15 protein-coding genes are annotated in these 14,660 nt (G+C 72.8%); 13 read left to right on the top strand and 2 right to left on the bottom strand.

What is annotated here, in order from left to right:
• Positions 1-27: 27 nt before the first annotated feature.
• Complete coding sequence (locus ACIBW6_RS30755) at positions 28-507, bottom strand: hypothetical protein (RefSeq protein ID WP_399065355.1); 480 nt, start codon at positions 505-507, stop codon at positions 28-30.
• Positions 508-625: 118 nt separating this feature from the next.
• Here ACIBW6_RS30755 and ACIBW6_RS30760 point away from each other — a divergent pair, with 118 nt between their 5' ends.
• The 4 genes from ACIBW6_RS30760 (at position 626) to ACIBW6_RS30775 (ending at position 4,930) form a co-directional block, all read left to right on the top strand.
• The gene (locus ACIBW6_RS30760) at positions 626-2,434 is read left to right on the top strand and encodes a serine/threonine protein kinase (RefSeq protein ID WP_399065356.1); all 1,809 of its coding nucleotides are present in this window, start codon (positions 626-628) and stop codon (positions 2,432-2,434) included.
• A gap of 142 nt (positions 2,435-2,576) precedes the next feature.
• A complete protein-coding gene (locus ACIBW6_RS30765) occupies positions 2,577-2,954 on the top strand; it encodes a hypothetical protein (protein ID WP_399065358.1) in 378 nt (125 codons plus the stop codon).
• 307 nt (positions 2,955-3,261) lie between these two features.
• On the top strand, positions 3,262-4,206 hold the full coding sequence (locus ACIBW6_RS30770; RefSeq protein WP_399065360.1) for an LAETG motif-containing sortase-dependent surface protein: 945 nt from the start codon (positions 3,262-3,264) through the stop codon (positions 4,204-4,206).
• A 217-nt stretch (positions 4,207-4,423) separates the two neighbouring features.
• The gene (locus ACIBW6_RS30775; RefSeq protein ID WP_399065361.1) at positions 4,424-4,930 is read left to right on the top strand and encodes a nuclear transport factor 2 family protein; all 507 of its coding nucleotides are present in this window, start codon (positions 4,424-4,426) and stop codon (positions 4,928-4,930) included.
• A 51-nt stretch (positions 4,931-4,981) separates the two neighbouring features.
• Here ACIBW6_RS30775 and ACIBW6_RS30780 read toward each other — a convergent pair whose 3' ends face one another.
• Positions 4,982-5,974 carry a LuxR C-terminal-related transcriptional regulator gene (locus ACIBW6_RS30780; protein ID WP_399065364.1) on the bottom strand — a complete coding sequence of 331 codons (993 nt, stop codon included), beginning with the start codon at positions 5,972-5,974 and terminating at the stop codon, positions 4,982-4,984.
• A gap of 242 nt (positions 5,975-6,216) precedes the next feature.
• Here ACIBW6_RS30780 and ACIBW6_RS30785 point away from each other — a divergent pair, with 242 nt between their 5' ends.
• The 9 genes from ACIBW6_RS30785 to ACIBW6_RS30825 all read left to right on the top strand — a co-directional run bounded on the left by ACIBW6_RS30785 (position 6,217) and on the right by ACIBW6_RS30825 (position 14,638).
• On the top strand, positions 6,217-6,576 hold the full coding sequence (locus ACIBW6_RS30785) for a hypothetical protein (RefSeq protein ID WP_399065366.1): 360 nt from the start codon (positions 6,217-6,219) through the stop codon (positions 6,574-6,576).
• 231 nt (positions 6,577-6,807) lie between these two features.
• On the top strand, positions 6,808-7,278 hold the full coding sequence (locus ACIBW6_RS30790) for a multiprotein-bridging factor 1 family protein (protein WP_399065368.1): 471 nt from the start codon (positions 6,808-6,810) through the stop codon (positions 7,276-7,278).
• Positions 7,279-7,434: 156 nt separating this feature from the next.
• Entirely contained in the window at positions 7,435-7,836 is a 402-nt protein-coding gene (locus ACIBW6_RS30795) for a cobalamin B12-binding domain-containing protein (RefSeq protein ID WP_399065370.1), read from the top strand.
• Positions 7,833-9,143 carry a methylaspartate mutase gene (locus ACIBW6_RS30800; RefSeq protein WP_399065372.1) on the top strand — a complete coding sequence of 437 codons (1,311 nt, stop codon included), beginning with the start codon at positions 7,833-7,835 and terminating at the stop codon, positions 9,141-9,143. The genes ACIBW6_RS30795 and ACIBW6_RS30800 overlap by 4 nt, the downstream gene beginning before the upstream one ends.
• 44 nt (positions 9,144-9,187) lie before the next feature.
• The gene (locus ACIBW6_RS30805) at positions 9,188-10,189 is read left to right on the top strand and encodes an asparagine synthetase A (protein WP_399065374.1); all 1,002 of its coding nucleotides are present in this window, start codon (positions 9,188-9,190) and stop codon (positions 10,187-10,189) included.
• Positions 10,186-11,457 (top strand): glutamate synthase-related protein, encoded by a 1,272-nt coding sequence (locus ACIBW6_RS30810; protein WP_399065376.1) that lies wholly within the window; start codon positions 10,186-10,188, stop codon positions 11,455-11,457. The genes ACIBW6_RS30805 and ACIBW6_RS30810 overlap by 4 nt, the downstream gene beginning before the upstream one ends.
• Positions 11,458-11,460: 3 nt before the next feature.
• Complete coding sequence (locus ACIBW6_RS30815; RefSeq protein WP_399065378.1) at positions 11,461-12,735, top strand: MFS transporter; 1,275 nt, start codon at positions 11,461-11,463, stop codon at positions 12,733-12,735.
• Entirely contained in the window at positions 12,728-14,149 is a 1,422-nt protein-coding gene (locus ACIBW6_RS30820) for an amidase family protein (protein WP_399065381.1), read from the top strand. Before ACIBW6_RS30815 ends, ACIBW6_RS30820 begins: the two co-directional genes overlap by 8 nt.
• Positions 14,150-14,431: 282 nt before the next feature.
• Positions 14,432-14,638 (top strand): MbtH family protein, encoded by a 207-nt coding sequence (locus ACIBW6_RS30825; protein WP_399065383.1) that lies wholly within the window; start codon positions 14,432-14,434, stop codon positions 14,636-14,638.
• The last annotated feature ends 22 nt before the right edge of the window (positions 14,639-14,660 follow it).

Here is a 14,660-nt window from a genome sequence, read left to right on the forward strand (position 1 = left end):
CGACACGGTGACGCCGGGAGGCCCCCGCTACTGGGCGGCCTCGATGTGCTCGACGAGCGCCCAGCCGCTTCCCGCCCACAGATGGACGCGTGCCGCACCGGCCTCGTCCCGCTCTCGGACCACGTAGTGCAGCGGGCCCATAGACGTCTCCATGACGGAAGCGTCGCTCCAGGTTCCACCGAGCGCGGTCTTGGCGCCGCTCACCGCGCCTTCGAGGTCATCGTCCCGTAGGTCGCCAAGACGGCTCAGCGCCGCGTCCAGGCCGTCACTCTCCGCCTGGATCCGGGCGCCGGGATGCCCGAGGTGGACGCGGATGCGGTGAGCCAGCTGCTCCGCTGCGCCAGGCATCGGCGCGTCGGCCTCTATCTTCAGCGAGATCGTCAGGCCCAGCAGGTCCTGTACTACTTCCTGGAACTCCGCGGACTCCTCCGCGTTCAGCGGACTCTCGTCCGGTATGAGGTCTTCGTCCTCGTGCGTGTTCTCTGCGAACTCATCGGTGCTCTTCACGCTTCAGATGCTCCTGCTTGTGCCGCGGTGGGCGGAGACGGTTCGACCTTCGGTATCTTTCCGGAGTCTTCGGGGGATCGGGCGGCGGTGGCTGCCCTTGAGTAGGGATGAGTGCGACATGGTGACACCTTCGGCGGAGCTGTTCCAGCCGCTCGGGTCCGATGATCCGCCGGTGGTGGGCGGGTACCGGCTGGCCGCCGTCCTCGGCACCGGTGGAATGGGCAAGGTGTACCTGTCCTACACGCCGGGCGGCAGGCCCATCGCGGTGAAGGTGATCCGGCCGGAGTTCAGCCAGGACCCCGAGTTCCGGCGCCGGTTCGAGCAGGAGGTCACGCTCGCGCAGCGGGTGCAGGGGCTGTACACCGCCCCGGTCATCGACGGGGACACGAAGGGGAAGCAGCCCTGGCTGGCCACCGCGTACGTGCCGGGGCCCTCCCTCGCGCACGCCGTCGGCCAGCACGGCGCGCTCCCGCTGCGCAGCGCGCTGCTGCTCACGGTCGGCGTCGCCGAGGCCCTGACGGTGATCCACGGCGCCGGGATCGTGCACCGCGACCTCAAGCCCGCCAATGTCCTGCTCGCCGGGGACGGTCCGCGCGTCATCGACTTCGGTATCGCCCGCGCGGCGGACGCGACCTCGCTGACCGGGACCGGTGTCTCCGTCGGCACGCCTCACTTCATGGCCCCGGAGCAGGCGGCGGCCGGCACCGTCACCGCGGCCACCGACGTGTTCGCGCTCGGGCAGATCACCGCGTTCGCCGCCATCGGGGCACCGGCCTTCGGTGAGGGATCCTCGCACGCGGTCCTCTACCGGATCGTCCACGAGGATCCGGATCTGAGCCAACTCCCCGATGTGCTGCGTCCGTTGGTGGCCCACTGTCTCAGTCGTGATCCCGCCGACCGGCCCAGCCTGACCCACGTCATCGAGATGTGCCACGAGTTGTCTCCCGACCCGTTGCGCCAGGGCGAGGACTGGCTTCCGCGGACCTTCGCCTGTTCCATCACCGAGCGGCTGCGCCTGCCCGAGCCCGCGCCGACGCCTCCGCCGACCACGGCGGCCACCCCCGCACCCGTGGTCGGTGCTCCGCCGCACGCGCCCACCGCGTTCAGCCCGCACACGCCGCCGCCTTCCCCGTACGCGAACACGGCGCACCACCAGCCCTTCGCGGCCCGCCCCCCGTATGCGACGCCCGCGCCGGGGCAGGGTTACCCGACGCCGCACCCGCAGCCCGGGCAGGGGTACCCGACCCCGCACCCGCAGTGGAACCGCGGCTACGCGCAGCCGCACCCGGGCATGCCCGGCCCCCGGCCGTGGGGCGCGCCGCCTCCGCCCAAGAAGCGGACGGGGTGGATCGTGGCCGTGTGCGTGGTCGGTGCGTTCGCCGCGCTGGCGGTCATCGGCGCGCTGCTCCCGGACGGTGACGAGGGTGACGGCCGGACCGGATCCAGCTCGTCGGGCTCGGGCGCGGCGGGCGGTTCGGCCAAGGGCGGCCAGCGGCCCGACCCGAAGCCGGCCACGTACAAGGGCATCGATCTCACCGAGGACTACTACCTCATGCTGGGAGACACGCCGCCCAAGCCGCTCGACGGCGGCGACACCGGGGCCATGTACATGAATGGCGATCTGTACTACTACTACGACGGCACGGTCACCGGGGACCAGCGGATCGGCACCGACAACGGCAAGCTGGTCCTCCTCAACAACGCGCAGAAGGGCTCCCTGCAGACCTGCCGCACGGAGACCCGTTACACCGACCAGATCGACCTCGACCAGCTCTCGACCGGTTCGCAGATTTGCGTCCGCAGCGATGCTGGGCACGTCGCGGTGGTCACCTACCGCGGCAAGTCCGGCGCGAACGACCCGAGCAAGTACGTGACCCTCGACGTGACCGTCTGGCGCAACGCCGAGCAGGCGAAGGAGAGCGACTGACCCGCTCGCCGCGCGGGTCCGGCCGGGTCGTACGACGGGGCGCGCCGCGTCGCGCGGCGGTACCGGACGGTGTCGGGCGCGCCCGGTAGGTGTCGGGCGCTGCAACGGGCGCGGCGCGGTGTCCACCGGGCAGAATGGCCCCATGACACAGCTGCCCGCACGGTCGGTCCGTCGCCCCTCCTCTGGTTCGGTGCTGTCCTTGTGGTCACAGGACTCGGTGCTGTCGATCGGCTCGGTGGGGTCGGTGCTGTCCGTGGGTTCCGTCGGCTCGGCCTTGTCGATCGGTTCGATCGGCAGCGCCCTGTCCGCCGGCTCGATCGGCTCCGCCCTGTCGCTGGTCTCGACCGGGTCCTGGCTGAGCACCGGCTCGTTGTTCTCGGCGCAGTCGCGCTGGTCTGTGCTGTCGTGGCGCTCCTCCCACGGCTTCCTGGCCGCGGGAGCGGTCGGCGCGGCGGCGGGCGGTGCCCTCGTGGTGGCGCGGCTGGCCCTCAGGGCGGGGGCCGGCTCGCCGAGCAGGTGAGGGGGGAGGCCGGCAGCCGGGGCCCGCGTCGTGGTCCTGCACGGATGCGACGCAAGTTGCTGAATTGACAGGTGAGGGCGGCTGATTGAAGCTTCTCCCTGTTCCCGGGTTCGATCCGGCCCGGCGTGCATCTCTCTGACATCCGGCTGTGCTTTCGGCTGCGCGCGTTCACCCGTGCGCCGTCGCGGAACACGGTGCGCCCCAGGTCGCACCAGGTGCCCCCGAGGGGCCGGGTGCCGCGACCGGATCGGGGTGCGCGCCGCGTTCGCCGACGAGCCCTTCACCTGCTCCAAGGGGGGTATGCGCCATGACACGGCGCCTCGCCATCCGTCTCGCCGGCACCACGGCATCCGCCGCGCTGCTGGCCCTCTCCTCTTCCGGTGTGGCCTCGGCCCACGGCGGCGGCCACGGCTGGAAGAACACCGACAGCACCTTCGAGTCCCAGCAGACGGGGCCCGGCAGCGCGGCCCCGTCCGACAAGTGCACGTTCTCGGCGGACGGTTCGTCGTGGACCGCGCGTCCGGGGCTGAAGGACATAGCGCCCGACGCCGCCGGCAAGCTCACGCTCCAGGTCAAGGGGGACGGCGGCGCCTGCACCGTCTCGCTCGCCTCGTACCTGGCGCAGGGCCCGGACTTCAACAGCTCCGGCAAGCAGCGGCTCGTCGACCACGCGTCCGTGTCGGTGCAGGACGGCGGTACGGCGACGCTGTCCATCGCGGTTCCGGACGCCGTCTGCTTCGCCCAGCTCGACCTGTACCGCGGCACCACCGTCTTCGACGGCAAGGACGGCGACGGCCACGGCCCCGCCCCCGAGGCCGGCAAGCCGGTGATCGGCAGCGCGCTGATCGCTTCCTGGAACGGCCCGTCCGAGGGCGGCACGGACTGCATCACCAACCCGCCCAAGGACGACGAGGAGGAGCCCGGCACTCCGCCGGTCGACACCACGCCGAGCGGCGACGCGTCCACCCCGGCCGCGGAGTCCACTCCTTCGGCGACGCCGTCCACGCCCGCGGACGACGCGACCACCGCGGTGCCCACGACGCCGGCCGGCTCGTCCTCCTCGTCCTCCTCGTCGTCCTCGTCGTCCTCGCCTGCCGTCGCGGCCGACGCGCAGGGCGGTGACGGCGATCTCGCCGAGACCGGCGGGGGCAACAACACCGGTGCGCTGGTGGGCGGCGCCGCGGCGCTGCTCGTCGTCGGTGGCGGTGCCGTGTTCCTGACCCGTCGCAAGGCGGCTGCCCGCCGCAGCTGACAGGTTGCAACCCGCCCCCGTGGCTGATGTGTTCCGGCCCGCCCTTGTGGCGGGCCGGTTCTCGTGGGCGGGTGCTCCGGGGCCGGTCCTTGGGAGCCGGTGCTCGGGAGCCGGTGCTCGGGAGCCGGTGCTCGGGAGCCGGTGCTCGGTGCAGGCGTGCGGGCCTGGCCTGGGGGTGGTCCCGGTGATCGACGGCCGCTGCCGCCCCGCACCCCTTATGCTCGCCGACAGAGAACGCACGTTCTCCACCGAGGAGGTCGCAGTGCCGGAAGACCGTCCGCCCTACCCGCCCTTCACCCAGGAGACGGCCCTGAAGAAGGTCCAGGCGGCCGAGGACGCCTGGAACACCCGCGACCCCCACCGCGTGGCCCTGGCGTACACGCCGGACTCGACGTGGCGGAACCGGGACACGTACCTGCGCGGCCGCGACGAGATCGTCGCCTTCCTCACGCGGAAGTGGGAGCGGGAACGGGAGTACGCGCTGCGCAAGAACCTCTGGGCTTTTCACGAGGACCGGATCGCCGTCCGCTTCCAGTACGAGTGGCACGACGCGGACGGCCAATGGTGGCGCAGTTACGGCAACGAGCTGTGGGAGTTCGACGAACGCGGTCTGATGCGGCGGCGCGAGGCGAGCATCAACGACGTCGCCATCGTTGAGGCCGATCGGCGGATCCGCGGGAGCCGACCCGCGGACGAGCACGGAGTCGACGTGCCTCTCTGGTAGCGAGCGGCGTCGCGTCACGGCGGGGGCCAGGGGGACTGGATGCCTGGGGGCTCACTCCTCCCCCGTCAGCCACCCTGTCGCCACCGCGCTGGCGCCGGCCTGGAAGCGGCTGCGAGCTCCCAGTTTCTCCATCAGGTCGGCCGCGATGCGGCGAGCTGTGCGCGGGGAGATGCCGAGTCGTTTGGCGACGGCCTCGTCCGTCATCCCGCGACTCAGGATGCGCAGGACCTCCGCCTCCTGAGCCGTCAGATCACTGCCGTCCTTGTCCCGTGGGTTGGCGCCCCAGAGTGCGGCCGTCGCCCAGTAGTTGTCGAAGAGGGCGCACACCGCGTCGCGTACCTCCCTGGCCGTCATCAGGAGCGCCTGGGGTCTCTGGCGGCCGGTCTCTCCCGTCGCCGCCCCCTCGGTCGGTCCCGCGCCCGCGTCCTCGCCCGTCCCCTCCGTGGGCAGGATGACGACTTCCCGGTCGATGATCGTCAGCTTCACCGGCAGCGTCGGTGTGGTCCGCACCTCCGCGCCCCGGTCGGCCAGCCGCATCGCGTGGGCCGCGGTGGGCGGGTCGTTGACGGCGCTGGCCAGATACAACGCCCGTACCCGCACGCCGCGTTCGAGCAGCTGCGCGTACTGCGGTTCGACGGCCTCGATGTCGGCGGCGCACTGGGCACCACCCGGCACGAACGTCATGACCTCGCTCGTGGCCCGGCGCATGAGCGCCCGGATGTGGTCCTGGATCTGCTCGGCGCCGTCGAGCTGTTCGACGTCGTGCGCGCTCTGGCGCGGCCGGCCCGAGGTGAGGTCCGCGAACGCCACCGCGGCGACGCGCAGTTCCTCCATCCGCTGCTGTTCCGCGGCCAGTTGCTCCTGCTGCTTGGTGATCAGGGCCTGGATGCCGAGCTCCGGATCGACCGCGTGAAAGACGCGGGACGCGTCGACGGACGGGCGGACCAGGGCCAGCTCGCTGAGTCTGTCCAGCGCCGTGCGCAGGGCGCTGTCGGACAGGCCCAGCTGTCTGCGGATCTCGGTCAGGCCGACTTGCGGTCGCACCAATAACGTCCGGTAAACCCGCACGCACGTATCGTCCAGACCCAATGCGTCCAACACGTGGCCCCCCTGGTCTTCTCGCCGTCCTCCTCGGTCTTTGCTCCGCCCCCTCCGGTACCCGACAACTGCGCCTGTAATCCGCACAGTTGAGCAGCGAAATCGCGCCGCGGCCGCTTGTGGCTTTGGCACAGTCCGCCCCCCGAGTTCGCCTTGCGCCCGCATGGCGCCCCACCCACACTCCCCGTATGTATTTGGTTCACATACGGGGCCTGACGGCGGCGGCCACCTCGAACCCCGAGCGGCTGCGCGCGCTGGTGCGCTGCTGCGCCCGGCCCGGTGAACACGTCGAGCACATCAGCGTCCACCTCGGTGCGGGTCCACTGATCCTCGGCCTCTTCATCTGCGCGGCGTCCGCCGTCGAGGCCCAGGCGGTCTCCCGCGCGGTCGTCGTGCGCGCCGTCGACCTCGATGTCTTCCTTCGTTGCCCCGATGTCCTGCGGTGCTCCGTGGTGGGGTGGCCGGATCTCGTCAGCAGATTCGACGAAGTCCCCGACGGGCGTGGACGGTCTGTGCAGCGGCCGGATCAGGACGGCGGCGGGCGGTAGCCAACTGCCGCGCGATGCACCAGCGTTGCTCACGCAGCGGGGCGGCGTCCCTGCCGGCCCCACAGTGCGGGGATCGCGCCGGTGAACAGAAATCAATTACTTGTTCATGGCGTGCGGCCCGCGTGCGGTCCGCGGGAGAAAAGCCCGCGCATTGTCCATTTCCGGTTACATCTACCGTTGCCTTCTTTTCCGTCGCTCCCTCGGAACCGCAGGCAAAGGGAGTGAGGGTTCGTGTTGAGAAGGGACGGGTCCATCGCGCCTTCGACCCGACAGCGCGCGGAGACAGAGACGCGTGGCAGCGCATTCGGCTTCGCCTCTCTGCTCCAGGACTACCGAGCGGCGGAAGGGCTGACCCAGAAGGAACTCGCGGACCTTTCCGCGACGAGCGTGCGCGCCATCCGGGACCTGGAGCACGGCCGGGCCGAGCGGCCCCGCCGGGACACGGTCCGGCTCCTCGCGGACGCGCTGCGGCTCGACGGGCAGCGGCGCCACACCTTCGAGCGCGTGGCGCGGCGGTCGCGGCCGTCCCCGACCGAGCACGGGACCGGCTACGAGTACGCCACCGTGCTGCTCGCCTCCCTGTCTCCGGAGTCGGGAGACGGCCGGTGGGCCGAGGCCCTCACGGACATGGGCCGGCAGCGGTGGCACCTGGTCGGTGTCGACCGGGGCGTGGCGTTCCTGGAGCGCAGCCTCGGGCACTGAGCCCCGGCCCGTCCGCCCTCTGCGGCACCTCACGGCTCCGACGAGAGATCACCGCTCCGACAAGAGATCACCGCTTCGACGAGAGAGACGAGCAAGGCCTTGCAGTCACCACAGACACACCGCCAGAGCCACCACCACGGTGGCATACGTACCGTCGTGACGAGTCTGGCCTCGGACGCGCACACGTGGAACCTCGTGCACCTCCAGCTCATGCTGGAGGAGTGGGGGCACCACGTGCACAACCTGGGGGCCTGTGTCCCCGACACCTCACTGATCGACGAGTGTGTCCGGTACCGGCCCGACCTCATCGTGATCAGCAGCGTCAACGGTCACGGTTTCCAGGAGGGCAAACGGATCATCGCGAAGATCCGCGCGCACGACGAACTCGCCCACGTCGCCGTCGTCATCGGCGGAAAGCTGGGGATCAGCGGCCCGGGCGGCACCGACCACGTGACGGCGCTGACGGAGGCCGGCTTCGACGGCGTCTTCGAGGACAGCGGCGGCATGGCGCCCTTCCGCGCGTTCCTGGCGCGGCTGCTCCAGGGCGTGCCGTCGTGACCGGCCCCCGGCATCCCGCGCCGGCGTCCTTCGGCGCGTTCGTCGCGCGGGCGGCCTCCGACGGGCGGCTCGTCGTACAGCCTCGGATGGGGATGGCGGACCCCGCGGACATGCGGGCCGGCCTGCGCGCCGTACGGCAGGCGGGGGTCTGCGCGACGGGCACGATCACCCTCGACAGCTTCACCCGGGTCGGCGACCACGCGGCGGCGCGGGCGGCGCTCGCCGCCGGGGACGACCTCAACGGGTACCCGATCGTGGCATACGCGCCGCGGGTCACCCGCGAGGTGCTCGACGGTGTGCACGACCCGTCCTTCCCCGTGCAGGTGCGGCACGGCTCGGCCCGGCCGCAGGACATCTTCGCCAAGCTCGGCGCGTGCGGGCTGCACGCCACCGAGGGCGGGCCGCTCTCCTACTGCCTGCCCTACAGCCGTGTCCCGGTGGCGGAGGCCGTGCGCGCGTGGACCGAGTCGTGCCGGGTGCTCGCGGAGCAGCGCGCGTACGGCCGCGAGCCGCACCTGGAGTCCTTCGGCGGCTGCATGCTGGGGCAGCTGTGCCCGCCGAGCCTGCTGGTGGCGATCAGCATCCTGGAAGGAGTGTTCTTCCGCCGCCACGGCCTGCGGAGCGTGTCGCTGAGCTATGCGCAGCAGACGCACCCGGACCAGGACGCGGAGGCGGTCCGCGCGCTGCGCACGCTGGCCGGCGAACTCCTCGCGGACATCGACTGGCACGTCGTGCTCTACAGCTACATGGGGGTCTTCCCGCGCACCCCGGGCGGCGCGACGGCGCTGCTGGAGGAGGCGGCCCGGCTGGCCGTGCGCACCGGCACGGAGCGGCTGATCGTCAAGACGGTGGTGGAGGCGCACCGGATCCCCGACATCGCGGAGAACGTCGCCGCGCTGCGGGTGGCGAGCGCCGCGGCCGGTCGCACCCCTGCCGCCACCGCGCGGCCGGACGCAGCGGACACCGGGATCCTCGCCGAGGCGCGCGCGCTCGTGGAAGCCGTCCTGGATCTCGACGCCGACCTGGGCACCGCCCTGGTCCGTGCGGTCGAGCGCGGCTACCTCGACATCCCGTACTGCCTGCACCCGGACAACGTCGGCCGGACCCGCGCCCATGTGGACGCCACGGGGCGGCTGTGCTGGTCGCAGACCGGGGCCATGCCGCTCGGCGCCGCCGTCCGCGGCAAGGACGAGGACACCACCGCGGAGCACCTGCTGCGTTCCCTGACCTATGTGGAACGCGCCTTCGACGACGCGGCCCTCGAACGAACGATGACGGCCTCTCAGCGGCGATGCAACAGCCGCTGAGCGGCGCCGGACACGCGACACACCTACGAAGGAGATCGCACGCCATGGACACTCTTCTGGAAACCCCTCTCCCGCCCACCGACCCGCGGGAACACCTGACGTCGCCCACCACCCGGGCCGTGCTGCGCGTGCAGCACACGATGCTCGCGGCGGTGCGTGAGTACCTGTCCGAGCAGGGGTTCACCGAGCTGCTTCCCCCGGTGATCGGACCGGTCACCGACCCCGGGGCCCGGGGCGCCAAGCAGGTCGACGTGGACTACTACGGCCACCGCTACAAGCTGATGACCAGCGCGATCCTGTACAAGCAGGCGTCCCTGACGGCCTTCGACCGGATCTTCTGCATCGCGCCGAACGTCCGTCTGGAGCCGCTGGAGACCAGCTCCACCGGCCGGCACCTCGCGGAGTTCCACCAGATCGACGTGGAGATCGCCGGGGCCTCGCGCGAGGACGCCATGGCGGTGGCGGAGAACATCGTCCGGCACGCCGTACGCCGTGTCGTGGAGCGGGCCCCGGACGAACTCTCGGCGCTGGAGCGGGACACGGGCGCCTTCGCCGGTCTGCTGTCCGGAACGCCCTTCGGCCACCGCACCCATGCCTCGGCCGTGGCCGGCCTGCACGACCTCGGCCACGCGCAGAGTCCGGACGCGGAGATCGACTGGGTCGGGGAGGCGCTGCTGTCGAAGGGGTCGGACGTCCCCTTCTTCGTCACCGACTACCCCAAGGGGTCACGCGGGTTCTATGACAAGGAGAGCCGCGACACGCCCGGGACTCTGCGCAACTTCGACCTGCTGGCGGCCGAGGGGTACGGCGAGTTGTGCAGTGGCGGCGAGCGGGAGCACGAATATCACACGATCATTGCTCGCATGCGAGAGACCGGTGAGAACCCCGCCAAGTACGCCTGGTACCTGAAGATGGTCCGTGAGGGGATTCCCGCGAGTGCCGGGTTCGGCATCGGCCTGGAACGGCTGACCCGGTACGTGGCCGGTCTGCACTCGGTGTGGCAGGCGAGTGCCTATCCGAAGACCCCGGGGGTGGTGTCCCCGTGAGCGGCCTGCGAGCGGACGGTTTCCCCTCCGACGCGGTCCGGGCCCGGGCGCGCCACGGCCGGGCGGCGGCCTTCCCCGACGTGGAGGACTACGGGCACGCGCTGTTCGGTGCGGGCGCGGTCCAGGAGGGCGACCCGCTGGACGCCGCCCGGCTGGTGCCGCCGGTCTTCGTGCCCGAGCGGCTGGAGAAGCTGATCGAGCTGGCGCGCGAGCCTCTGCACAGCGATGTGGACCTGCGGGCGACGGTCGGCGGGTTCACCTCCTCGCTGCCGCTGTACGTGTCGGCCTTCGGCTCGACGCAGGTCGCCGGGAGCGGTCTGGGACAGGCCGTCGGGGCGCAGGCAGGGGCCCTGGGCGTTCCCATGGTGATCGGGGAGAACGTGGCGCCGGTCAACGGTTCGGGCCGGCTCTCCGGTGACGTCACGTCCGGGCTGCTGGGACGGGTGCGTTCCTATGCGGACACCGTGCCGGACGGGGTGGGCGGTGTGGTCGTCCAGCAGAGCACGGAGGACGCCGACGCCGAGGTGTGGAACCTGGTGTACAGCGATCCGTCCGCCCGGCCGCTGCTGGACAGCGGGCGGCTCGCGCTGGAGCTGAAGGTGGGCCAGGGCGCCAAGCCGGGCCTGGGCGGACTGACCGTCGTCGACGGCTCGCAGGCCGCGCGGCTCGCGGAGCAGTTCGTCGTCGAGCCAGTCTTCGACGCGGCGACCGGGAGACTGCTGCGCTGCGCCAGCCCCGGTACCTTCACCGAGGAGGTGCTGCGCCAGCAGATCCGGCTGATGCGGAACAACTATCCGCGGGCCCGCGTCTGGGTGAAGCTCCCGCCGGGCCGGGACGTCGCCCACGCGGCCCGCACCGCGTGGGCGGCCGGTGCCGACGCGGTCACGGTCGACGGGGCGGAGGGCGGCAGCGGCTGGGCGCCGCGCGCGTTCCTGTCCGGTGTCGGGCTGCCGTTGTCGGAGTGCCTGCGCCGCGTCGGGGCCCCGGAGGGCTGCCTGCTGGTGTCGGGGCGCATGTGGGAAGGGACCCGCGCGGTGAAGTGCCTGGCGCTGGGCGCGCGGGCGGTCGGCCTGGGACGCGCGGCGCTGCTGGCCGTGGACGAGGACCGGGAGGCGGGCCTCACCCGGCTCGTGGAGTGCATGGCTCTCGAGATGCGGATGCTGGTCAGCGCGCTGGGCAAGTACCGCGTCGAGACGCTGTCCGCGGACGACGTGTGGGCGCCGTCCCGGCTTCCGGCGCCGGAGGCGATGCCGGCGGGGGTCGGCTGAGCGATGCGCAGTGACCAGACCGCCCTGCGGGCGGCGCGCTCCGGTCCGATGTCCGCTCGCTACCTGTCCTTCGTCGGCGCCATCGGGCTCTCCAGCATCGGTGACGCCGCGTGGACCATCGCGCTGGCCTCGACGGTCGTGGGGAAGACCGACGCGACGACCGCCGGCGCCGTCCTCGCCCTGGCCGGGGTGCCGCGGATCGCCGCCCTGCTCGGGACGGGTGCCGTCGCCGACCGGTACGGCCCCGTGCGGGTGATGGTGGGCTCGGACCTGATGCGCTGCGCCCTGATGGGGGCCGCCGCGGTCGCGGTGCTGGGCATCGGCCCGTCGGTGCCGCTGCTCATCGCCGTCGCCGCGCTGCTCGGTCTGCTGGGCGCGTTCTTCCTGCCGGCCAGCGGCGCGCTGCGCCCGCAGCTCCTGCCCCCGGACGAACTCGTACGGGGCAACGCGCTCTACCTGATGGGGTTGCGCGCGGGGCAGACGGCGGGCGGGCCCGTCGGCGCGTGGCTGCTCGGACTGGGCGGCATGGTGGCGGTCGCCGCGGCCAACGCGGTGAGTTTCCTCGTGTCGGCGGTCGCGGTGTCACGCAGCCGCCCCCCGGTTCCGGCCGAGCAGAAGCAACCGACCGCGGCCGGGCCACCGGTCCCGGCCGAGCCGCCGGCGAGCCGGCCGAAGCTGATCACGCAGATCGCCGAGGGGATGCGGTACGCGGCCGCCCACCGGGAGCTGCGCCTGCTGCTCGGCGCCAGTGGCCTGGTCGGGCTCGCGGGCGCCGGCCCCATCAACATCGGTCTGGTGCTGCTCTCGGAGCACCTCGGGGCGGGCGCCGCCGGGGCGGGTGTGCTGCTGTCCGCGTTCACGGTGGGCGCGGCGGCGGCGTTCCTGGTGAGTCTGGTGCTGCCGGTCCGCCGCCGCCCCGGTATCGGGGTCGTCGTCAGCGTCGTGGCGCAGGCCGCGGCGCTCCTGCTGCTGGGTCACGTGGGCTCGGTGGTGGCGGCCGCGGCCTGTTACGCGGCGCTGGGAGCGGCCGGCGCGCAGGCGAGCCTCATCCTGGTGTCGCTGATCCAGCGTCTCGCGGCGGTGCCGATGCGCGGCCGCGTCATGGCGATCGTGTCGCTGCTGGACTTCGTCGCGCCGACCATCGGCAACCTCGCGCTGGGCGCGGCCGTCGACGGATTCGGCTTCCCGGTGACGCTGGCGCTGCACGCGGTGGCCGCCGCGGCGGCGCTCGCGCTGTTCCTGGCGTCACCCGTGCTGCGGGGGGCCCGCCTTGACTGACCCGGGCGCGCCCTGGCCCGCGCTGGCGTCGTTGTGCCACCAGTTGCGGCGGGGTGAGACGAGCGCGGTCGAGCTGGTGGAGCGGTGCCACGAGCGCATAGCCGCCCTGGACCCGGAGTTGCACGCGGTCCTTGCCACCGATCCGGGCGCGGCGGCACAGGCGCGCGCGGCCGACCGCCGGTACGCGCGCGGCCGGGCGCGGCCGTTGGACGGCGTGCCGGTCCTGGTGAAGGACAACATCGACACGCGCGGCCTGGCCGGCACGGCCGGCTCACCGCTGCTTGCGGCCGCGCCGCCCCCGCGGACGGATGCCGGGGTGGTGGCGCTGCTGCGGGGCGCGGGGGCCGTGATGGTCGGCAAGACGAACCTGTCGGAGTGGGGCAACTACCGCTCCGTGCGCGGCATCGAGGGATGGTCCGGGGTCGGCGGCCAGACCTGGAACCCGCATGCCGCCGGGTACAGTCCCGCCGGTTCCTCGTCCGGTTCGGCGGTCGCGGTGGCGGCCGGTCTGGCGCCGCTGGCGGTCGGCACGGAGACGGACGGCTCGGTGGTCTGCCCGGCGGCGGTCACCGGTGTGGTCGGCGTGGCACCGGAGCGGGGCCTGCTGCCACTCGCCGGGATCGTGCCGGTCTCCCCCGCTCTCGACACCCCCGGGATGTTCACCGGGTGTGTGGACGACGCCGTCGCCGTGCTCGCCGCGCTCGGCGGCGGCCCGCGGGTCCGCGTGCCGGTTCCCGCGCAGTTGCGGCTGGGAGTGTGGCCGGGGCACCTGATGCATCCGGCCGCGGAACGCGCCGTCGACCGGGTGGCGGCACGCCTGGGTGCCCTGGGTGCGGTGGTGCGGCCGGTCGAACTGACGCTGGACTTGGAGGTCTTCCGCGGCGCCCTGGACGCTCTTGCGGCGGAGTTCCGGCCCGCTCTGGAGGCCTACCTGGCCACCCGGCGCGGTGGCCCGTCGACGCTGGCCGCGCTGATCGAGGGCAACAGGGGCCTGCCCGCGCCGTTCGGCCAGGACCTGTTCGAACGCGCGCAGGCGGTCACCGGCCGGCGGCGCGCCGCGGCGGCCGGGAAGCGGGCCCGGGCGCGGCACTGGGCGCGAGGAGTGCTGGGTGAGGCGCTGGCCTCCCAGGGGATCTCCGCGATCATCGCGCCCACCAGCGACCCCGCGTGGCGGGTGGATCACAGCCGTGGGGACGGCCCTGCGCGCAACACCAGCACGCTGCCGGCGCTGGCGGGGTTTCCGCACGTGACCGTCCCGGCCGGTACGCACGGGTCGCTGCCCGTCGGCGTCTCGGTCTTCGGTCCGGCGAGCACCGCTGACGTCCTGGCGATCGCGGGCGCGATCGAGGCGGTGTGCGGGGCGCGGCCCCTGCCGCAGGTGGTGCGGGGGTACAGGCCGCGGCCCGTGCCGTAGCCGGCCCCGCGGCCGGCCCTGGCCCGTTCCACGACGGAGGCGGTGAACCTGCCGCCCAACTGCCGCCGGGACTGCCGGGCGGCGGGCCCCGCCCCGCATAGCCTCAAGTGAGCTGGCCCGTATGGGAGTTCACCGTCGAACGAGTAAAGGGCGATGGTGTCCCGCCGTCGACGCGGAGCACGCGGGCCGGAGCAGGCCGGGGAGCCGCCCGTCCCGGATGGCCCACAGTCCCCTCCCCTGACGCGGAAGACGCACACCTCCCCTGAGAGAAGGAGCCTCACCATGACCAACCCCTTCGACGAGTCCGACGCCGCGTTCCTCGTCCTCGTCAATGACGAGCGGCAGCGCTCGCTGTGGCCCGCGGCCATCGACGTCCCCTCCGGCTGGACGGTGGAGCACGGGCCGGACGACCGGGCCGCGTGCCTGGAGTACGTCGAGACCCACTGGACGGATCTGCGCCCGGCGAGCCTCGCCGCGCTGCGCGGGTGACGTCACGGCCGGGCGCCGATCC

Source organism: Streptomyces sp. NPDC049813, from assembly GCF_044465085.1.
In the GTDB taxonomy this organism is placed as follows: Bacteria; Actinomycetota; Actinomycetes; order Streptomycetales; family Streptomycetaceae; genus Streptomyces.